Consider the following 20,699-nt stretch of genomic DNA (forward strand, 5'->3'; position numbering starts at 1 on the left):
TGGGATGATACAATTTGTTTTAGGAAGATTATAGGTTTACAAAATAGATTCTAGAAGAGATTTTTAACTTTATGTTCTTAAAAATAACTTCAAGGATTTTCTGGACAAAAGTTTGCGTTTTCTTAATCACATCAATCGTTGTATCTATATTTATCACTAAGTTTTACTATCTATTCAGTGGAGATACTTTGAGTGGCTGGGATACACCTGGGCATGTTGTATTAGCAAAAGAATTTGCCAAGATAATTGAAAGTGGCGTGGCCATAGGATGGTCAGATGTATGGTTTGGTGGGTTCCCTGTTTTTTATTTTTATCCCCCGTTTTATTATTTTTTAGTATATGGAATCCATTCAATTTTGTTGATTCCTATTGAGTTTGCTTTTTCCATTTCCGTTTTTATTACAATCTGTTTTTTAGGTTTCTCCATTTATCAATTTGGAAACCAATTTTTTTGGAAACGTTACCCTTTGCAGGTCCGCCTTTTGTTAGGTATGATTTCGATCTTGTTTTATTTCAATTATGCTGGTGAAGGATTGCAGGGAACAAGTATCGTTGGTATTATAGAAGGTACTGTAATTTCAAGTTTTACTCATGCATTATTCTTTTTTGCTGTCATAATCATTGACAGATATCGAATTGATCCAAATAGGAAAAGATTAATTGCATTTGTTAGTTTATCTGCCTTGGTTTTTTATTCCCACTTGCTAAGCTCTATTTTCTATTTACTAATTTTGTTTGTATACTTTGTAGTGTATCGAAATTTTTGGATTCAACATAAACGAATTTTAGTTATTTCGCTCTTTTCGATTTTTATCTTGATACTCCCCGTGTTATACAATTTTTTCCGATATTCGGAATATACAAGTTCAGTGTTCTATGGATATTCCTATCCACCTATTTTATCAATCCTGAGTAGAGATGTATATGATAAGGCCTTTAAAGCTTCTCAATCAGGAGAAAATCTAACTCTTGCATTTGTGATTGAATTGTTGCGTTCTGGACGTTGGTTGTATTTATTCATTCTAATCGCACTTACGTTTCAATTAAGAAATTTGCAAAATAATTTACGTAGTCGATTTATTACAATAGTATTACTCATTTTTTTTTGGATGTCACTAGATTATTCCTTTGGTTATATCATACCCAATATTAAAATTCACAATTATAGAGCCTTTGATACCTTTTTTATAGCCGTTTCCATCCTTACTCCATTTCTAATAGTTTTTACGCTTAGAATCCAAAAACAGTTATTACCTTTAGTTCCTAGTTTATTTTTTATATTAATAACACAAGTTTACTTATTCATCATTTTTGATCCATTCAGATACCAAGAATACAATTCTCCTTTATGGAAAGAGGCAAGGTCAAAAGAAGAATTACAATTATATGATCGCCTTACATTCGGATTAAAAACATTACCTCCAAATTCAATTGTACAACCTGAGATTATCAAATCAAAAGCTGTATTTGGAAGCCCCCATTTTTGGATTCCATTGTTTTATCAATCTGGCATAAAAAATAATTTAGGACTAACTGTAGAATCTTCGTATTATTCAACTTTAGTATTCAATTGGCAATCCTTTGGTTTTGTACATTCGTTTCGTTGGGGAACCGATATAGATTGGAGGGACTCCCTAGTTTATTTAAAGGGAAATAATGATCCTGGATATTATTTGGATTTTTTACTTCGTTCCGGTGTTCAATATCTTATGGGATTTTCTCCAGATTTTAATGAGTATATTGATAAGCAAAGGAATCGTTTGTCAGTCTTTTGGGAAGAAGGACCATTTAAAATTGTTAAGGTTTTGCCAAATAAGAATACCAAGTATGTTAAGCCGATAGGACTATTACATGCAGATACTTTAAATCAAAATAAAGAATATGGTTACCAATCTTTTTTAAGAACTAGCAATTTACTCCAAATGTATCTTTCTAATTTGGGCTACCAAACAAAAATAATACGCATCAATAGAGAAAATATATCATCTTTAGATTTGATTCTTCCTGATCTTTCTGCATTGATTTTAATATCGAATGATAACCAATTGGGAGAACAATCTTGGTTGCAAGGATTGGAGAAAAAGGGAAAACCTGGTTTATTGTTAGTCGATTCTAGTATCACCAGTTCCAAAATGCAAACGGAAAGGAGTTTGGAATTGCTTTTAAAGGAACTTCCAAAAACTCAGAACGAGCAGTATAAAACTATAGGAATACAATCCTATTTTTCAGCCAAAAATTTCGAAAATGGAATTATATTATTAGATGATTCAGCAAAAGAATTTCAAATTCCTTTACGACCAGAGAGTCAGAATGTAAATTATATTACAAACTTGTCTCCTTTATCAGGGAAAATCTATTTGGGATTTATGTTGTTTTGCTTTGTGTTGTTTTGTGTCGTTTCTGTTCTTACAAAAATAGCATACTTTTCGTTTTCAAATGCTAAAAAATAGTCAGTTGATATTGCCCTAAAAGATTTAGCTGTGTAACCATAGTACTGTTTATTTATGACTACTGTGTTATAATTCATGACTTTTGGGATCATTTCGAAACCTTGGACATTACTTTCAAAGAATGCTTTTTGTGTGAAGTAGGAATTTTGGTCATAGGACCAAGCATATAGTGGATTCAAGCCAAATAAAAATCGATATTCGGGTATCTTGAAGGTAAAGTAGGGATAATCTGCCCAAGATAAGAAAATGCGTTCACCCTTAGGAATATTAAATCGAATCCAATCTGTTACAATTTGTCCATACTTGGATTCTGAAGATTTAAATTGTTGTCCCATTTTATCATAAGCAATCGGGAACTGTAAAATAAATAATAGAATTGTAACTGCCAATTGATAATTAAGGGAAAGTTTCAAATTCGAAAAAATAAAAACAAAAAACATAAGCCAGCTGATTTCAAAGACTCTCATTGATGAGCCAGCAAAAATTAAATTGGTGATTCCTAAAAATAAGAATACGATACTTGTTGGTTCCCATTTGTTTTGAAGTAAGTTTTTAAAAGCAAGGAGAAGAAGCGGAAATATAAAAACAAATCCAAGGATGATGATATCACGAGTTGGAGCCAACCATTCCGCAATGGGTTCAATACCATTAGGAGGCATTGTTTGTAAAACTAATTCGATAAAGTAACCTTTGAATTGATGGGGAAAAGATGGATGGCATAATAGGCCAAATAGTATTCCACTGGCAATTGAAATGAGTATTTTGAAATTATCTTTATTAGGGTCTAGAAAAAATATGCATGTAGCGGTAATAATTAGGTAAGGGAATCCAGAATAAGTCCATACCGATAAAAACGATATTACAAATATTCGGTAAATGAATTTTGGATGCCAATGGTATAAACATAAAAAGTAAAGACTAAAAAAAATTAAATTTCCTCTTCCAAATAACATCCGTCCCGTGAAAAGGATAGAACCTAGGATAAAAAAAGTAACAATCAAATAAGGAGAAGTTTCCGGCGATTTGGAATGTATATACAATAATACTGTATATAACAAAACTGAAATCGAACATAAAATGAATAGCTTGATTACTATAGATTCTTCGAAAGGTAAGATTAAAAAAGGAATCTGAAGGATGTGAAATAGAAAATGATAATCAGTAAATTCTTTAGATTGGATTGCGATTTCTGGCCAAGGTAATTTGGATACAAATCCTTCTTTTAGGTAAAGTTTTGCGATTGCAAAATGATAAAAGATATCCGCATCTGGAACCCCGTTAAATGCGAATAAGAGTATAGCATAAATGGAAATTCCGAATACGAGAGGAATGCGGAATTGTTTCAACTTAAGGAAAGAAAATGATTCAAAACTAAGCAACGTTATTGGTAATATCTTTGGATCGCTTTTACATGACGAGGAGAGTATCCATTGGTCATTGGGCTTACTGTAATCGGTGAATTGACACCACGAACCAATTTACCATCTGCTGAGAAATTAAAGTATTCGAGTTGGTAATTGTTCGTCGTTCCACCTGTATCAGATACTAAATATATAAATCTCCCACTACCATCCCACTCCATCATCTTCGGTGCATTCCCAACACTTAACTTCTGGTCGGTTTGTGTCAAATTTCCGGATGTAACATCAATCGAAAGTAAGCGAATAAAATAAGTTCCACCTACTTGGTATAAATGCGCTAGATATTTTCCGTTAGGATCAATTGCCATTGAAGTTGAAAAATTGTCATTGCTAGAGGCTCCACTACTATAACCTGAATCAGGTGAAAATGGGGAGCTTGGTAAGATAGTCATATTTCCATTCGAATCATAACGATAACCATAAATTGGATTAGTCGCATTATTCGAAGTCATATAAATTAATTTATTGGATTCCGATAAACAGAGGTTATTGTGCTGGCTAGGATTGTCTGCAGTTCCAAATGGTGATCCAGATACTACGATTCCAGAGTTAGATCCAGTATTTTTGAAAACATTGATGCCAATTGGAGATAAGGATGCATTTACAGCAAAAACAATATCATCTTTGCTACTAATTCTAAGCGAAACTGGTGCACAACCAATACCAAATGGGTAATTAGTTCCATTGTTTACAGTAAAACCACCGCTGGTCGAGTCCCTAATCAATCGAGAAACAACGTTAGGACTAGCTACTGTATTCGTAATGTAAGCATCTGTTCCATTTTCATTGAAGTTCATAAATGTAGGAACTCCATACCCATTTTTATCTTGGAGCAGTGATAAGGAACGATCGATTCCATATCTGTGGACAGCAATTCGATCACTGCCTGCTCCCGTTATGGTGATGATATCTCTGGATTTTGGCGGAATCGCCACTCGAATCGGAGAACAACCTGGGAATGCAGTGGTTACTGCGGATCTAACATCACTATCGTATTCAGTTGTAAGTCCTAAACTGGAATCTACTCGATAGATACGAAAACCTGCTTCATATGGCGCGGCAGTTTTGGAAAGTAATACAACAAGACCATCCGGTGCGATTTTTTCTCGAAGCCAGTAATTTACTAATTCTGATAATAAAACATTCTTCCCATATTCATCTGAATATGGATCGGAAGGATTGTTTAAAGCTGGCATTGAACATTTCAAATGACTGAATATGAATACTAAGAGTAAAAAATTTCTGATCAAGTGATTCATTGATGTGCCCGTATGTTTCGTCCTTAGAACTTGAACAATACATACTTTTTGTATGTGCAATTTCTTGACTACATCTAAAACTCTAAAATCAAAATCTAGAATTGTCAATTAAAATTGAAGATTAGAGTTTTCCCTATAAACTTAAATCGGAATTTTCCTAAATACTTTTTAAATCTGTAGTGAATTTTGTGTATGATTGAATTTTGCAATCGAGTTTAACAACGTATTTAATCATAACGTGGGATGGATGTCATATGCCTAGGTGTAAAATCAGAAGACATCGCTCCAATTGTAATGGGAGAATTTGTCCCTTTCGTTAATTTTCCATCATAAGTAAATTTAAAATATTCGATTTGGAATTTGTTTGTTGTTCCACCTGTGTCAGAAATGAGATAAATAAATTTTCCGCTCTTGTCCCAATCTAAATGCAATGGAGAATTTCCTACACTAATTTTTTGGTCAGTTGGTGTTAGGTTTCCAGAAGATTTATCAATTGCTAAAAGTCGTATGTAGAAAGTTCCACCTGCAGAATATAGAAATGCTAAAAATTTATTCTGTGGATCAATCACCAATGAAGTTGCATAATTCGTATTTGTTGTTGGCGCAGTGAACCCCGAATCAGGTGAAAACGGTGAGTTAGGTAGCGCAGTCATATTCCCATCAGAATCATACCTCACTCCATAGATTGGATTGGTTCCGTTTACTGAAGTCATATACAATAGCCTATCGTTTTCTGATATACATAAATTGTTTTGTTGGCTTGGACTTGATCCTGAATTGTAAGGTGACCCACTTGTGATTGCCCCTGAGTCAGATCCAGTATTTTTAAATGAATAGATACCAATTGGTAGATATGAACTAGATACCGCAAATACCAGATTATCAAGATGACTCGTTTTGATAGAGATTGGTGCACATCCAACAGCAAATGGATAACCACTTCCATTTCCAATGCTTGTAGATCCAGTCGTTAGATCCCGATTGAGCCTCTGCACTTTATTTGGATTCGAAAAATCAGTAACATACATTGTAGAACTATCAGAACTAAAAGTCACCATACTGGGAATCATCCCAGAATAAAATTCATCTTTTAAAAGAATTAATGATCGATTAGTTCCGTAACGATGAGTAACAATATGATCACTAGCGGATCCTGTAAATGTAATGATGTCTCTAGAGTTAGGAGGAACGGATACCCTGACTGGTTGGCATCCAGGAAATGCATTTACATTGGCAGAACGGATATCACTATCATAATCTGTTGTTACCCCTAAATTAGGATCCACTCTGTAAATTCTAATTCCGGATTCGTATGGTACAGCTGATTTGGAAACAGCTACAATGAGACCATCTGGAACAACTTTATCTCTTAACCAATACCTTACCAATTCCGATAACAATAAATTTTTACCGTATTCATCAGAAAATGGATCAGAAGGGTTATGTAAAGCCGGCATCTTACAATTGAAGATGATGAAATAAGTAACGAGTAGTTGAATGAATTGTTTTGTTTTTGATAAAGGGATGATGGTTTTCAATTCGCTGTATTCCTTACTTAGTATTACAATTTAGTAATGATAATTTATTGACTAATTGTAAAATTTTCGCTGATACAATTGATTATGTCAATATAATTTGAATTGAATTGTTTAAGTTTGGATTTTCAATCAAATATTCTATATATGAACATGATTCAAATGCGTCCACATTCCCTTATCCAATTGGCATTTTGTCTTTTTTTAACATATGTTCAAAAATACTTTTGAGCCCAATTAAAAATAAAAACATAAACATCCATGAAATGAGACCTGTAACTAGTCTCTCACCACCGAATAACCAATGATAGTCGTGTGGTATTGGAGAAACAAAGAATGATTGCATTTTGACAATATACACCCAACCTGCATGAATCCCAATCGGCAGATAAAGGGATCGAGTATAGATCCAAGCATAAGACAATGCATAGCCTACTAAAAACAATCCTATGAATTCTGGAATCAAGATGAGTATATCATACATTGGCCGGATAAAATGTGTGATCGAAAAAAACAAACTAGTAAAGATAGCTGCCTTTTTCTCACCCCATTCGGCCACAAAAGATTGAAGAAGATAACCTCTAAAGAATAGTTCTTCAACGAAGGCAATACAAAATACAGAAAGTAAAAAATATAGAGAGATCAAATAATCAAATGCTAAAAATTCTTTAGGTGCCCAAGTTGACACTCCAAAAATTACCTTTGTGACAACAACAAAACTAAGTGATGCCATCCCAGCTAAGAATCCTAAAATTAAATCTTTCTTTCGTTTTTTTATGTTTTCCAAGCCGAGAGATCGAATTGGTTTTTTTTCTATCCTTTTGTGAAACCAAAGTAAAGAAATAAATAAGATGACTGTTGTTGTACGAGACAAGATTTTAGAATAGGAGAAGGGTTTTAATTCTACGTGAGGATTGTTTTCAGCGATACTATTTTGAATTCCATATAAGAAGAAACTGATGATGAAACTAACGCTGATTACTAAAGCAAAGAAGTATGTGAATTTTTTTGATGTTTGCATGGGATTCAAACGTAATGAGGAATAGATTCCCTTTTTGTATAGCATTGTTTCGAATGAAGGTAAAAAATAGGAAATTTTACTCATTTCCCATTTGAATTCATTGCTAGTGCAACGACTGAATATCGTTCAGCTAAAGAAAACCAAACAAAGGTTTGTTTTTTGACGAGAAAAAGAATGGAAGGGAAAAAATCCTACCATCACATCTTTTAGAAGAGGAGATGGTATATGGATTGGATCATCAATTGGGGATAAAGATTGACTCTGCTTCGTTTTGTGATCCACCTCCTGGATTTAAACAAGTGTTTTCACTGTAAGCAGTTGAAAAGCCACCTTCATCATAATAATTACGTGTTGTTAATCCTTGGTCACTTGGATAGGTACATCGTCCTGTCCTTGTTGGATTATAGGCTGCCATTTGCGCATCACAGTTATTAGCCGTCACAGGTCCTAGTCCCATTGTATCATAACATAAGTTAAATGTCCAACCACTGTATGTTAATTTGGCAGAACTGGAAGCAACAACTCCACTGTTGGCAATTTGTAAATTGTACGTACCACCCAATCCACTGATGTGTTTGACCATTATGTATACAGTCCCGGCATTTAATGATACTTTGTTAAATTCTGCACCAGTTCTTCTTTTTTCGGCAAATGGGATTGGATTACCACCTAGGGATGTGAAGTAGTAAAGGTCGAGGTCGGAAAGATTATGACCAAAGGTATTAAAGACATGGTTTGCGTTTGTAGCAGTGATTTGGAAAAAACTTTTATTATCTCTTCCGTCAATAGGACGGAGTAGGTTGACTGGTTGGTTAATTGACCAACTGAGTATGGGTCGATACCGTACTTTAATCGAAAAGAGTATGGTCCCACTTTTTTCGATCACAAAATCGACTGCTTGGTTTTCTGTGATCCCAGGAATGCTTGGCATGGTGAATTGAATTGTATCAGAAGAGACAGCGGAAACACCCGTTGCCGTGACTCCACCAATTTTCACAGTTATCCCAGATAATTTCCCGACAAGTTCACTGTTTTGTAATTGGTTTTGGGAGCCAGGATAACCCAAATCCAAGATGACATCATTTGGTGTCAGAAGGTAAAGGCCAAGTATTGTTAATTCTGTATCAGAATTGTCTTTTTTTCTGCAGCCTATGAAACAAAAGAGAACGAGGATGATGGAAATGAACCGCATAGTATATACAATGTTATATGGTACAAAAAAAATAGTAAATTCATAATTTAAATTATTTTAATGTTATTTTTTGCTTTTATTATTGAACAGATGTTATAAATGGGCTGTGTTGAGTTAAGCGTACTAAGTGTACATGTAATTGAAGCAGTCCGTATTTTGATAGAGATTGTCTCAAAAAAGAATGTTAGTGATAGTCCTTGATAATAATGCTTCAGTTTGCATTATGATTCCGTTCCACTTACTGGAAATGAAAAGCGTATGAGAGCTAATAGATATTGTTAATATCTAACTCTATTTTTAAGGATAATCATACAATTTTAACGTTTTAGTAATTTGAATCCAATTTCTCGGCCTAATTTTTGAAACATAGCAATGTTGATCCAAAAGAAAGCAAATTCTTCCATTAGTGCAAATTTGTCATTCCCACCTACATCATAACAATTAGTAAATCCTAAATCTAGTGTTAGATGTTTTGCGATATCTTTCCCCCTTGTGGAATCACCAGCCATAAACATATCGAGGTTTGTTTCACCATATTTTGGATTTAACAAATTATTGGCACCTGTTGTATTAAAACACTTCACAACATCTTTGGATTGTGTGTTTTTTAGTATGGTCTCTGAGGTGGATGAGTCCAAATTGGAACTATTTTTTTGGATGGTATTCATTGTGTCGATGATGATCTTGCCTGTTGTACTACCTAACGATTTTATGACATTCAAAGTTTCTTTAGCTGGAGTGCAAATCACTAACACCTCAGATTGTTTGACGGCTTCTTCGATGGGACAAGCAGAGATATTGGGAAGAGAGAGAAGTTCTTTTCCTTTAAAAATCTCGGGGTTACGAACACCTAAAAAGATTTGATGCCCTTTTTTTGACCAACCCGTCGCCAAGGCACCACCAACATTTCCAGTTCCAATGATCGCAATATTCATACACCAGACTCCTTTTTTTAGTCTATAAAGGGTTCTATTTTTAGAATTTGCAATTCGATTTGTATCGAAAATAAATAGTTTTTGACTATACCAACATTTTTGGTAATAAACTTACCAATTGGTAGGTTATTGGAGGAATATGCCTGAATTTAAATATAAAGGTAAATTGTACTATAATCCTGTAGAATTTGTATTAGTTTGGATAGGTGGTGCTTGGAAGATGCCCATCCTTTGGAGACTTAGAGAAAAAACATTACGGTATAGTGAAATCAAAAAAACGTTGAGTCATATTTCCGATAAAATGTTGGCACAGTCACTTCGTGAACTGGAAGAAAATGGTCTTGTCCATCGTAAGGTGTATGCGGTTGTCCCTCCCCGTACGGAATACTCTCTTACGGAACTTGGTAAAAAAACAATCCCCATCATCATTTCGTTACGAGAGCTTGGCATTACATTTATGAAAACTTCGGGAGCTTATACAGAAGATCTGGATTCATTTCCAAATGCAAAAACAACAAAGAAAAAATAGATGATTCACTACTTCTTCAATTTTTAGAAGAAGTAGTTTTTATGAAATGGATCACTAATTTAGGAGATCAATGAGAAGTTTTGCAGCTGCTTCTCCTGAATTTTGTTGTTGCCCTGTGATCAAAAAACCATCTCTGATCGCATAAGACGAGAAAGCTGGTGAGACTTTGAAAGTTGTGTTTTTTAATTTTTTTGCTTCTGTTTGGATTCGATACGGTTGGATTTTTTGACCCACTGCTTTGTCGGCATAGTCTTCTTCTTCATCAGAAAATCCTGTCCAAGTTTTTCCATCTACTAATAGTTCACCATTTGACTTTTTCGTTTCTAAAAGAATTGTAGTGGAGTGGCAAACGGCAACAGCAGGTTTATTGTTTTCATAAAATTGAACAAATAAGTTTTGTAAAAATTGATTTCCTTTGTATGTAAACATTGGTCCTTGTCCTCCAACTAGGAAAATCGCCACATACTCATCTGCCTTTACATCGGAGAGTTTTTTTGTATTGGATAAGGAATCTTTGAATTCTTTTTTTTGTAAGTAACCTAGTGAGATTACATCGTGGGAAGAATAACCACTTGGATCGATTGGATTGGAATAAGAATCCATTTCAACTTTTCCTCCTTCTGTAGAAGCAAGTTCAACAGAGTATCCAGATTCGATAAAGACTCTCATTGGGTGTGTGAGTTCCGATGCCCAAAATCCAATGGGCCAACCAGTTTGTTTGGATACACTTGGACTACTGAGTACCATTAGGATTTTTCCCTTTGTTTGTTGTCCATGTGGGTGCACATAGGACTTAATTTCTACGACTCCTGTATGTTTGCCACAAGTTAGTATGGTAAACATAAGGATGAATAAAATGGAGTGAATGATTCGATTCATACAAGTATCCTTAAAAGTTTCATTCGTTATTTCATTTTTTCAATTGAATCGTCAAACGGAAACTCAGGGATTGAGTAAGGTTTTGAATGTATGGAAGTAATGGTAAGTATATTACTAATTAGTAATTAGCTTTATTGGTTTGGGTTTTAATCACTAACGAATCAATTTTCCCATTCATTTTACAAATAAATTTCATCAGTAGCTAAATCGTATGAAAAAAAGATCTCAATGGAATGAACATAATTAGATTGTGGTGAAAGGATCATCATGAAAACGGACTTACAGCTTGGTACTTTTGGAATTACGGAATTCCGAGGGAATCAGGAATTGATCATAAAACACGTAATCAGTGGCAAGAATGCTTTGGTCATTATGCCAACAGGAATGGGGAAATCAATTTGTTACCAAATTCCTGCTTTGGTTTTACAAGGAACTTGTATTGTCATCTCTCCTCTCATTGCCTTAATGAAAGACCAAGTGGATTCTTTGGTGCAAAAAGGAATCTCGGCTACTTATATCAATTCTAGTTTAAACCGCACAGAAAGGACAAAACGGTATGAAGCACTAAGAGCTGGTAAGTTGAAAATTGTATATGTCTCTCCTGAAAGATTCCAAAAAAAAGAATTTTTAGAGGTTCTGTCCAATTTACAAATTTCTCTATTGGCAATTGATGAAGCACATTGTATCAGCCAATGGGGTCATGACTTTCGTCCTGATTATTCAAAAATTAACTGGTTCCGTGAGATTTTAAAATTTCCACCCACAATTGCATTAACTGCGACTGCCTCGAGTCGCGTTCAAAAAGATATTTTGAACCAAATGGGACTACAATCTCATGAAATCCAAATTTTTGATGATGGATTGTTTCGACCAAATTTGCACTTGACTGTTGCAGAGTGTTTTGATGTAGAAACTAAATACAAACGGTTGTTAGAAGAATTAAAGTCCAAAAATGGAGTTTCTATTTTATACTTTAGTCTCATCCAGGAATTGGAAAATTTTAGTCGATGGTTGGATACCAAACGATTCCCTCATTTGGTGTATCATGGGAAACGATCCAACCAAGATCGAAGTGTGACTCTCACAAAATTTTTAAAATCAGATTCTGCTGTGTTACTCGCTACCAATGCATTTGGGATGGGAGTTGATAAACCGAATGTCAGAAATGTTTTCCATGTACAGATTCCCGGAAGTATCGAAGCCTATTACCAAGAAATTGGAAGGGCAGGGAGAGATGGTAAACCTTCTGAATGCAAACTGTTTTATACGGAAGACGATTTGGCGATCCAAATGGATTTTATAGATTGGCAAAATCCAGATGTGTCCTACTTAAAAAAACTCTATATGTTGTTATCCCAAAAACAAGACCAACTTTCCGCCCTTGATTACGAAACAATCCAATCCTTCATGACGTATAAAAATAAGTCAGACCATAGAGTTCAAACCGCTATCAATTTATTATCGCGTGTGGGTCTTGTGTCTGGTGATTTAGAACAAGGAACCTTACAACTGGAAAATGAATGGGATGATTCTCTATTTTCAAGAGAAGAATTAGAAGCAAAAAAAAAGGAAGGTGGAAAACGACTCTACCAAATGCTCCAATACACCAAAACAAATGATTGTAGGAGAAAGTTTATCCACCAGTATTTTGATTCCCCATTTATTTCTTGTGGGAATTGTGATCTTTGTTTAATGAGCGACTAACCTACTTAAGCTGCCTTAAATTGATCAAAACCAAACTCACTAGGTTTGTAATAGTATCTTGCTTTTTCCCTAGAAAGATTTTGAACGGAAGTGGTTACATAATTTTCTTTAGTAATCCCATTTGGAATCAATCGAAACAAATCTCTAAATTTATGAGTAGGTGGAACATTAAATTCCAAGCAGATCTCTTCTTCAATGGCAAGTAAACTTTCAAGATCGTTTTCTGATTCCCTAATTGCATTTGTCCTATCTTCCATTTGCTTAGAAACATCAAAGTATTCTTCTAAAAGTGATTCTACGTAATCCATAATTGACCTCTTCATTAAGGTTATCCTACTGCAAACCTAGGACAAAATAGAGGGGAAGGGAAAAAATTCAGAAAAAAAAGATAGAATTTTAAACTCTCAAATGCAGGATTTTTTTGAAATTTCTTGTAACTAGGTGCGTTCATGTTATCCATTCGTTCAATCATTTACGGGATTCTGTTTTTTTCTGTTTTGTTTTCTGCATGTTCCTCTCCTCCTACTCAAATCTCAGATTCTCCCACACTTGAAAAAGAGAAGGTAATGGAACGGAATTGGACTGTGAATCCGATGTGTTGTAAACTCTCTGCAGAGTTTTTAGGAGTCGTGGTGCTCGATCAAATTTGTGTGAGTGAAACTGAAACAAAATTAAAACTCCATACAAAGGATTGGAAACGAGTTTGTGTTCTTAAGGAAGGAATGGTTTTTCGTGATGAGTTGGGAACCAATTACCCATTCCTAAAATCGGAAGGTGTTGACTTATGCCCGAAACGGACAAAAATGAAAGACACACCATTTTATTTGGTGTTTACGAGTATGGATTCCCAATCAAAGTCTTTTGATCTGATTGAAGATAAAAATGCAAAATTTGCACATAAACCATGGACATTTGAAAGAGTGGATCTCAGCCAGTGCCAATGGCAATAGAGATAAAATCCAGTTTTGGTTCAAATCCAAAAGCTTAACCATTGAAGTGAACCAAAAACTGTTCATAGTTCAACTTACATTTTTTTAGAAAACGCTGAACACCAACCTTTTGTTGCCACAACACCATTCGTCAATATAGAACATTTTCCCCAACCTTCATTGAGTTTTGTAAATTGGGCACATTGGAGGCAAACTTGGTTTTTTGCTTTTGGGTGTTTTCTTTCTGGATACAAATTATAATCGGTATTCTTTGCGTCTTGGTGAAAACCTAATGCCTGTGCAGTGGGATCATTTTCTGATACTGGTTTTAAGCCATCTGGTGGCTCTGTCATTTTTTCTTCTTTTGTTCCTTTTGCAAATAAATTCCACTCTCCCCCTAAAAGGAAGAGAGTGGACGCAAGAACAATCGAACGTTTCAGAAATTGTTTGCGCGTGAACGGCTTCATGTTTTATTTCACATCAAATCGATCTAACATCATCACTTTGTTCCAAGCCGAAACAAAATCTTTCACAAACTTTTCTTTGGCATCATCGGAGGCATACACTTCTGCAACTGCACGAAGTTCTGAGTGAGAGCCAAAGATCAAATCAACAGACGTTGCAGTCCATCGTTTTGATCCTGTTTTGCGATCGAGACCTTCATACAATCCTTCTGTTTGTTCTGACTTTTGCCATTTGGTAGACATGTCGAGTAAGTTCACAAAAAAATCATTAGTCAAAACTCCTGGTTTCGAAGTGAAAACTCCATGTTTTGATTTACCAGTATTCGCATCTAATGCACGCATTCCACCAAGTAAAACAGTCATCTCAGGGATGGAAAGTGACAACATATTTGCTTTGTCGACTAACATCTCAGTTGGTGACATATAATTGCCTGGTCCGTAATAGTTTCTAAATGCATCTGCTTTTGGTTCTAATACAGAGAAGGAATACTCATCGGTTTGTTCTAAACTGGCGTCTGTTCTACCTGGAGTAAATGGGACAGAAACTTTTATTCCTGCTTTTTTTGCCGCTTCTTCAATTGCAACATTCCCAGCTAGAACGATGAGGTCAGCAAGAGAGATTTTACTTCCAGTCTTGTTGAAGTCCTCTTTGATTTGTTCTAGTTTATTTAGAACTTTTGATAACTCTTCTGGATCATTGGCCACCCAATTTTTTTGAGGTGTTAGGCGGATCCTTGCACCATTGGCACCACCTCGCATATCCGTACTTCGGAACGTAGATGCTGACGCCCATGCAGTTCTGACAAGTTGTGGGATTGTAAGTCCAGACTTAAGGATTTTTCCTTTCAGACTTTCGATTTCCTTAGCAGTTACCAATTTGTGAGAAACACTTGGAACAGGATCTTGCCAAATTAATACTTCTTTTGGAAGGTCTTTTCCTATGTAACGGGTGAGGGGACCCATATCTCTGTGAGTCAATTTGAACCAAGCTTTTGCAAATGCGAGTTCAAACTCTTTTGGGTTTTCTTGGAATCGTTTTGCGATCAATTTATAACTTGGATCAAATTTTAACGCCAAGTCGGTTGTAAACATGATAGGTGCATGGCGTAAAGATTTGTCATGAGCATCTGGAACCATGTTTGCACCTGCTCCATCTTTTGGAATCCATTGGATGGCACCAGCAGGACTTTTTGTTTGAACCCATTCAAAACCAAATAGATTGTTTAGGTATTGAGTTGTCCATTTCGTTGGGTTTGCCGTCCATGCTCCTTCAAGACCACTCGTAATTGTGTCTTCAGCATTTCCCTTTTTATAATTGTTTTTCCAACCAAACCCTTGTTCTTCGATTCCAGCAGCTGCTGGTTCTTTTCCAACATGTTTGGATGGATCTGCTTTACCATGAGCTTTTCCGAATGTATGTCCACCTGCAATCAGTGCCACAGTTTCTTCGTCATTCATCGCCATTCGACCAAATGTCTCACGAATGTCTTTAGCAGCTGCTAGTGGGTCAGGATTCCCATTAGGTCCTTCTGGATTGACATAGATAAGTCCCATTTGAACAGCAGCGAGTGGGTTTTTTAATTCGCGATTACCTTTGTATCTTTGGTCTTCCAAGAATTTTTTTTCAGGTCCCCAATAGACTAGGTCTGCTTCCCAATCATCAGTCCTTCCACCAGCAAATCCATAGGTTTTGAATCCCATTGATTCCAGTGCAACGTTCCCTGTTAAAACCATGAGGTCAGCCCAGGAAATTTTTTTGCCATATTTTTTCTTGATCGGCCATAACAACCTTCTTGCTTTGTCGAGGTTTGCATTATCTGGCCAACTATTGAGTGGTTCAAAACGTTGTTGTCCACCGCCAGCACCACCACGCCCATCGGAAATGCGATAGGTTCCCGCACTATGCCAGGCCATTCGGATAAAAAATGGGCCGTAATGTCCATAATCAGCTGGCCACCAATCTTGGGACGTGGTCATAACGGTTTTGATTTCTTGTTTTAAGGTTTGGATGTCCAATTCCTGAAATTCTTTGGCATAATTGTACTGCCTGCCCAAAGGATTCGATTCTGCACTGTGTTGGCGCAGTGGTGCCAAGTCCAAGCGTTCTGGCCACCAAAATTGGTTGGATGTGTTTTGGCGGTCCATCCCTTGATTCTCTTTGGTGTCCGCGGCTCCGATTGGGCCAAGGAACAACACAAGGAGAGCGATTGTGAAACGTCTGAAATTTCTCATACTAACCTTCTCTTTCTAGATTTAGTATAGAATTAGATTTAATCTAATCCCAGAGGCAAGCAAAATTTTTTAGATTCATTCTAAATTTATACAGTGAATCTCCTTTTTTTGGTTCTGAAACTACCTGATGGGTCCTGATCCTATTTCGAATCCTTCGTTCTTCCAGTTTTTACGGTCCTAAGGTGAGTTTTTCCTTCCAAATCTTGGCAGTCTCAAAGAGTTTTTCCTTCCTCTCTTTTTGCATTCGGTGTAAATTTCCAACGAGGACAGCGGTTCGTGGGTTTTCGGAAAACTCGGATTGATGCGTTTCAATAAACGACCAGTACAACCCATCCACGGCTTCTTCCCATTCCCCCTTAGGGAACTGGCCCATTTTTTGATAGTAGTTGGATCCGCATATGTATGGTTTGGTGGCAAAAATTCCGCCGTCACTAAAGAGAGCCATCCCATACACATTGGGTCCCATCACCCAATCAGACGAATCTATGAACATCTCCATAAACCAACGGTAAGCTTCTTTAGGATGGATTTCGAATAACACCATCAATGATCCAAGTACCATCAATCTTTCTATGTGGTGTGCGTATCCATATTGATTGCACTTTTTTATGACAAAATCGAGAGGTGGTATGCCAGTAGTACCATCAAACCAATGTTTTGTGAATTTCCGTTTGTGACCAAAATGGTTTTTTGATTCTTGGATCTCTCCAAAATTTTGATCGATTCCCCGAATGAATTCACGCCAACCGATGATTTGTCGGATGAAACCTTCCAACGATTCAATTGGGATTTTATTTTTTTTTGCGTGATCGATTGTCGCTTCGATAACTTCTTTTGGAGTTAATAAACCAACATTTAAAAAGGGTGTGAGTACCGAATGTTGCAAAAAGGGAAAGGTTTGTGAAAATGCATCTTCGTAAGGACCAAATAAATCTAATCTTTCTTTTAAAAATTTCTCTAACCAATGTTTGGCACCCTTACGAGACGTTGGTAACCAAAAATTTTCAGTCTCTCCTGGATGGTTTGGAAAATGTGTTTCCACCAAATGAAAAACTTCCTTCTCTTTGGTTGTAAAATTGATTTGGGGCAAATTTGGTGCTTGGTAGGATTTTGGTAGTTTTTTTCGATTTTCAGTATCAAAACTCCATTTCCCACCAATAGGTTCTTTTTTATCATTCACTAACAGATTTAATGTTTTTCTTTGTGATTCATAAAAAGTTTTCATAAATGGTTTTTTATGAGTTAATAAATAGGATTCAAAATCTTTTCGTTTTGTGAGAAACATAGGAGATCTATGTTCGATCCCTTTTGTTTTTGTCTTTTGGAGTAACGATAGAATTCTTTTTTCAAAAAAACGATCTTCGATTTCAAAGTAATGTAATTCTTCGATGGATTCCTTTAGAAGGAAATTTGAAAGTTGCACATCATAGGATTCGGATTTTACATCAAAAGGTTCGTAGTGAACCAAAAAACCTAATCCTTTTAGTTCTTCTGAATAGGCTCTCATCGCTAAAAAGAAAAATAAAATTTTATGTTTATGAAAGCGGTAGTAAGTACATAATTCTTTGTCTTCTCGTATAAAAACTATGTATTCGGAACGTTTTTCTTTGGGCAAAATCGAATCTAAATCGAAAAGTTGGTTTCCCAGGATGAGAAGGGCTTTTTTCATACATTGTCTATTTTTTAGACAAAACTGTTTGTAAAAATGAGAATCGAAGTTTGGGAAAAGTTCTATTCTTAAAAGAAAAATCAGGTATAGTAAAAGGGTGAGTTATCAAATCATCATCGGGAAAAAAACATATCAGTTCCGTGACTTAAAGGAAGTTTTGGCAAAAGCATCTCCACGTCGTTCAGGAGATATTTTGAGCGGAGTTGCCGCAGAAAACCAAGAAGAGAGAATTGCGGCCCAAATGGTGTTAGCTGATATTTACTTATCAGATTTTTTAAATATCGAATTAATTCCGGCAAACAAAGATGAGGTGACAAGACTCATTTTAGAATCTCATGATCCTTCTGCTTTTAAGATGATTTCCCATTTAACGGTAGGAGGATTTCGGGACTTTTTACTATCGGAAACAACAGATCTATCTGTTTTAGAATCCATTCGTATGGGACTTACTCCAGAAATGGTTGCTGCTGTTTCGAAACTCATGTCCAATCAGGATTTAATTTTAGTCAGTCAAAAAATCAAAATTATCACAAAGTTTCGAAATACAATAGGATTACCCGGAAGGTTGTCAGTTCGTTTGCAACCTAACCATCCCACCGATGACCCGAAAGGTATTGCAGCTAGTATCTTAGATGGTTTGTTACTTGGTAGTGGAGATGCTGTGATAGGAATTAACCCTGCCACTGATCATGTGCCCACTTGTATTTCACTATTGGAAATGTTAGATAAAATCATTCAAACATATTCCATCCCAACTCAATCATGTATCCTTACCCATGTTACCACCTCAATGCAAGTGATGCAAAAAGGAGCACCACTCGACTTAGTATTCCAATCCATCGGCGGAACAGAAGCTTTGAATCAGAGTTTTGGGATCAATCTTTCTCTATTAGCAGAAGCAAGAGATATGGCATTGTCTTTGAAGAGAGGATCCATTGGAAATAACGTGATGTATTTTGAAACAGGGCAAGGCAGTGCGTTGTCAGCTGGGGCACATCATGGAATTGACCAACAAACATTAGAAGTGAGAGCCTATGCAGTTGCTAGAAAATTTTCTCCCTTACTTGTGAATACTGTCGTCGGGTTTATCGGCCCTGAGTATTTATACAATGGAAAACAAATCATTCGAGCAGGTTTGGAAGATCATTTTTGTGGAAAACTAATGGGTTTACCAATGGGAGTTGACATTTGTTATACGAACCATGCTGATGCAGACCAAGATGATATGGATACCTTATTAACTCTACTCGGAGTGGCAGGTTGTAATTTTATCATGGGGATACCTGGTGCTGACGATGTGATGTTATCATATCAAAGTACTTCATTTCATGATGCATTGTATCTAAGACAAGTATTGGGATTAAAACCGGCACCTGAATTTGAGCAATGGTTGGTTCAGAAAGGTATTTTTTCAAATGGAAAGCAGTTTTTGCCTGTTGAGAATCAAATGGTTGCTCTGTTTGAAAAAGAAATGAGGTTGGATTAAATATGTCAAATTTAGATCGCTGGAAACAATTCACACAAGCAAGGATTGGCCTGACAAGATTTGGTGCTTCTATTTCCACCAAAGATATGTTAAAGTTTCGGCTCGACCATGCTAGGGCAAAAGATGCAGTTGTAAAGGAACCCTCTTGGGATCCAATTTTTGATCAGTTGAAATCGCTTACAAAGTTATATGGTATCCAACACCAATTTGTCAAAAGCCAAGTAACCTCTAAACAAGAGTATTTATTAAGACCTGATCTAGGCAGACGGCTTTCGGAAGATTCGAAAATCAAATTGGATGCAATGGACAGAGGTTTTGATTTAGGTATTGTTTGTGTAGATGGTTTGTCTGCGAAAGCAATTGATGAGAACTTACTTTTGTTTTTAGAAGAATTTCTATCAAAAATTGAAACTTTGCATCTTAAACTTGCACCTTTGGTAGTGGTGCAATGGGGTAGAGTTGCGATCGGAGATGAAATATCCGAAATTTTACAATCTAAAATGTGTTTAGTGATCATTGGAGAAAGGCCAGGACTTACTTCCTCTGATAGCCTTGGACTTTACTTTACATATGAACCAAAAATAGGAAAAACGGATGAAGCAAGAAATTGTATTTCCAATGTCAGACCACTTGGATTTCCATTACCATTAGCCTGTGATAAAACAATTTATTTAATCCAAGAAAGTTTTTCCCAAAAACGCTCTGGAGTATTACTCAAAGACCAAATGCCTGAATCAAAACAGTATACAATTCCCAAGAGTCAGTGATGAAACATGAGGAAAAAATTTGCCCCAACTGTTTGCGAATTTTTGAATGTAAGGTTGGTTCCATTCAATTGTGCCAATGTACGAAGGTTCAATTGACAAAAGAAGAAACTGAATATTTGGCAACTCAGTATACAGATTGTTTGTGTTTCCAATGTATGGAGACATTGGCATTCGAATACAGAGTGAACCAGAAGTTAGTTCACTTACCTTGGAAAATATGAATATAG

The 20,699-nt window shown here is 35.9% G+C and carries 18 protein-coding genes; 7 read left to right on the forward strand and 11 right to left on the reverse strand.

The features are described 5' to 3' along the window. Positions 1-188 precede the first annotated feature (188 nt). The gene (locus ND855_RS03995; protein WP_265357285.1) at positions 189-2,450 is read left to right on the forward strand and encodes a hypothetical protein; all 2,262 of its coding nucleotides are present in this window, start codon (positions 189-191) and stop codon (positions 2,448-2,450) included. On the opposite strand, the gene ND855_RS04000 is transcribed toward ND855_RS03995, so the two are convergent. The 6 genes from ND855_RS04000 to ND855_RS04025 form a co-directional block, all read right to left on the reverse strand. After that, positions 2,354-3,796, reverse strand: a complete 1,443-nt coding sequence (locus tag ND855_RS04000; RefSeq protein WP_265357286.1) for a hypothetical protein — start codon at positions 3,794-3,796, stop codon at positions 2,354-2,356. The two genes, ND855_RS03995 and ND855_RS04000, sit on opposite strands and share 97 nt — an antisense overlap. Before the next feature lie 35 nt (positions 3,797-3,831). Next, a complete protein-coding gene (locus tag ND855_RS04005; RefSeq protein WP_265357287.1) occupies positions 3,832-5,067 on the reverse strand; it encodes a lactonase family protein in 1,236 nt (411 codons plus the stop codon). Positions 5,068-5,357: 290 nt separating this feature from the next. Continuing rightward, entirely contained in the window at positions 5,358-6,668 is a 1,311-nt protein-coding gene (locus ND855_RS04010; protein WP_265357288.1) for a beta-propeller fold lactonase family protein, read from the reverse strand. Between the two features lie 175 nt (positions 6,669-6,843). Then, positions 6,844-7,770, reverse strand: a complete 927-nt coding sequence (locus tag ND855_RS04015; protein ID WP_265357289.1) for a CPBP family intramembrane glutamic endopeptidase — start codon at positions 7,768-7,770, stop codon at positions 6,844-6,846. 154 nt (positions 7,771-7,924) lie between these two features. Further along, a complete protein-coding gene (locus ND855_RS04020; RefSeq protein WP_265357290.1) occupies positions 7,925-8,878 on the reverse strand; it encodes a hypothetical protein in 954 nt (317 codons plus the stop codon). Positions 8,879-9,195: 317 nt separating this feature from the next. Then, on the reverse strand, positions 9,196-9,813 hold the full coding sequence (locus tag ND855_RS04025; protein ID WP_265357291.1) for an NADPH-dependent F420 reductase: 618 nt from the start codon (positions 9,811-9,813) through the stop codon (positions 9,196-9,198). 139 nt (positions 9,814-9,952) lie between these two features. On the opposite strand from ND855_RS04025, the gene ND855_RS04030 reads away from it, so the two are divergent. Beyond that, positions 9,953-10,342, forward strand: coding sequence for a winged helix-turn-helix transcriptional regulator (locus ND855_RS04030; protein WP_265357292.1), 390 nt, complete (start codon positions 9,953-9,955; stop codon positions 10,340-10,342). A 54-nt stretch (positions 10,343-10,396) separates the two neighbouring features. On the opposite strand, the gene ND855_RS04035 is transcribed toward ND855_RS04030, so the two are convergent. Beyond that, positions 10,397-11,221: a type 1 glutamine amidotransferase domain-containing protein gene (locus tag ND855_RS04035; protein ID WP_265357293.1), complete on the reverse strand. Its 825-nt coding sequence runs from the start codon at positions 11,219-11,221 to the stop codon at positions 10,397-10,399. Between the two features lie 267 nt (positions 11,222-11,488). Here ND855_RS04035 and ND855_RS04040 point away from each other — a divergent pair, with 267 nt between their 5' ends. Next, positions 11,489-12,925, forward strand: coding sequence for a RecQ family ATP-dependent DNA helicase (locus tag ND855_RS04040; RefSeq protein ID WP_265357294.1), 1,437 nt, complete (start codon positions 11,489-11,491; stop codon positions 12,923-12,925). A gap of 5 nt (positions 12,926-12,930) precedes the next feature. Here ND855_RS04040 and ND855_RS04045 read toward each other — a convergent pair whose 3' ends face one another. Then, positions 12,931-13,233: a hypothetical protein gene (locus ND855_RS04045; protein WP_265357295.1), complete on the reverse strand. Its 303-nt coding sequence runs from the start codon at positions 13,231-13,233 to the stop codon at positions 12,931-12,933. Between the two features lie 141 nt (positions 13,234-13,374). Here ND855_RS04045 and ND855_RS04050 point away from each other — a divergent pair, with 141 nt between their 5' ends. After that, positions 13,375-13,875, forward strand: coding sequence for a hypothetical protein (locus ND855_RS04050; RefSeq protein ID WP_265357296.1), 501 nt, complete (start codon positions 13,375-13,377; stop codon positions 13,873-13,875). A gap of 74 nt (positions 13,876-13,949) precedes the next feature. Here ND855_RS04050 and ND855_RS04055 read toward each other — a convergent pair whose 3' ends face one another. The 3 genes from ND855_RS04055 to ND855_RS04065 form a co-directional block, all read right to left on the reverse strand. After that, positions 13,950-14,321, reverse strand: coding sequence for a high-potential iron-sulfur protein (locus ND855_RS04055; RefSeq protein WP_265357297.1), 372 nt, complete (start codon positions 14,319-14,321; stop codon positions 13,950-13,952). Positions 14,322-14,324: 3 nt separating this feature from the next. Then, positions 14,325-16,550, reverse strand: coding sequence for a catalase/peroxidase HPI (katG, locus tag ND855_RS04060; protein WP_265357298.1), 2,226 nt, complete (start codon positions 16,548-16,550; stop codon positions 14,325-14,327). Positions 16,551-16,719: 169 nt separating this feature from the next. After that, positions 16,720-18,219 carry a cryptochrome/photolyase family protein gene (locus tag ND855_RS04065; protein ID WP_265357299.1) on the reverse strand — a complete coding sequence of 500 codons (1,500 nt, stop codon included), beginning with the start codon at positions 18,217-18,219 and terminating at the stop codon, positions 16,720-16,722. A gap of 97 nt (positions 18,220-18,316) precedes the next feature. Here ND855_RS04065 and ND855_RS04070 point away from each other — a divergent pair, with 97 nt between their 5' ends. From ND855_RS04070 to ND855_RS04080, 3 genes are read left to right on the forward strand one after another with little or no spacing between them, the layout of a single operon-like run. Continuing rightward, on the forward strand, positions 18,317-19,705 hold the full coding sequence (locus ND855_RS04070; RefSeq protein WP_265357300.1) for an ethanolamine ammonia-lyase subunit EutB: 1,389 nt from the start codon (positions 18,317-18,319) through the stop codon (positions 19,703-19,705). A 2-nt stretch (positions 19,706-19,707) separates the two neighbouring features. Beyond that, positions 19,708-20,472, forward strand: a complete 765-nt coding sequence (gene eutC / locus ND855_RS04075; RefSeq protein ID WP_265357301.1) for an ethanolamine ammonia-lyase subunit EutC — start codon at positions 19,708-19,710, stop codon at positions 20,470-20,472. Continuing rightward, entirely contained in the window at positions 20,472-20,693 is a 222-nt protein-coding gene (locus tag ND855_RS04080; protein WP_265357302.1) for a cysteine-rich CWC family protein, read from the forward strand. Before eutC ends, ND855_RS04080 begins: the two co-directional genes overlap by 1 nt. The last annotated feature ends 6 nt before the right edge of the window (positions 20,694-20,699 follow it).

Source organism: Leptospira paudalimensis (genome assembly GCF_026151345.1).
GTDB classification, from domain to species: domain Bacteria; phylum Spirochaetota; class Leptospiria; order Leptospirales; family Leptospiraceae; genus Leptospira_A; species Leptospira_A paudalimensis.

Coding starts and splice junctions, on each gene's coding strand:
- ND855_RS04065 (WP_265357299.1), bottom strand. CDS start 18,219: ATGAAAAAAGCCCTTCTCATCCTGGGAAACCAACTTTTCGATTTAGAT.
- ND855_RS04035 (WP_265357293.1), bottom strand. CDS start 11,221: ATGAATCGAATCATTCACTCCATTTTATTCATCCTTATGTTTACCATA.
- eutC (WP_265357301.1), top strand. CDS start 19,708: ATGTCAAATTTAGATCGCTGGAAACAATTCACACAAGCAAGGATTGGC.
- ND855_RS04025 (WP_265357291.1), bottom strand. CDS start 9,813: ATGAATATTGCGATCATTGGAACTGGAAATGTTGGTGGTGCCTTGGCG.
- ND855_RS04020 (WP_265357290.1), bottom strand. CDS start 8,878: ATGCGGTTCATTTCCATCATCCTCGTTCTCTTTTGTTTCATAGGCTGC.
- ND855_RS04040 (WP_265357294.1), top strand. CDS start 11,489: ATGAAAACGGACTTACAGCTTGGTACTTTTGGAATTACGGAATTCCGA.
- ND855_RS04055 (WP_265357297.1), bottom strand. CDS start 14,321: ATGAAGCCGTTCACGCGCAAACAATTTCTGAAACGTTCGATTGTTCTT.
- ND855_RS04005 (WP_265357287.1), bottom strand. CDS start 5,067: ATGCCAGCTTTAAACAATCCTTCCGATCCATATTCAGATGAATATGGG.
- ND855_RS04045 (WP_265357295.1), bottom strand. CDS start 13,233: ATGGATTACGTAGAATCACTTTTAGAAGAATACTTTGATGTTTCTAAG.
- ND855_RS04030 (WP_265357292.1), top strand. CDS start 9,953: ATGCCTGAATTTAAATATAAAGGTAAATTGTACTATAATCCTGTAGAA.
- katG (WP_265357298.1), bottom strand. CDS start 16,550: ATGAGAAATTTCAGACGTTTCACAATCGCTCTCCTTGTGTTGTTCCTT.
- ND855_RS04080 (WP_265357302.1), top strand. CDS start 20,472: ATGAAACATGAGGAAAAAATTTGCCCCAACTGTTTGCGAATTTTTGAA.
- ND855_RS04015 (WP_265357289.1), bottom strand. CDS start 7,770: ATGAGTAAAATTTCCTATTTTTTACCTTCATTCGAAACAATGCTATAC.
- ND855_RS04050 (WP_265357296.1), top strand. CDS start 13,375: ATGTTATCCATTCGTTCAATCATTTACGGGATTCTGTTTTTTTCTGTT.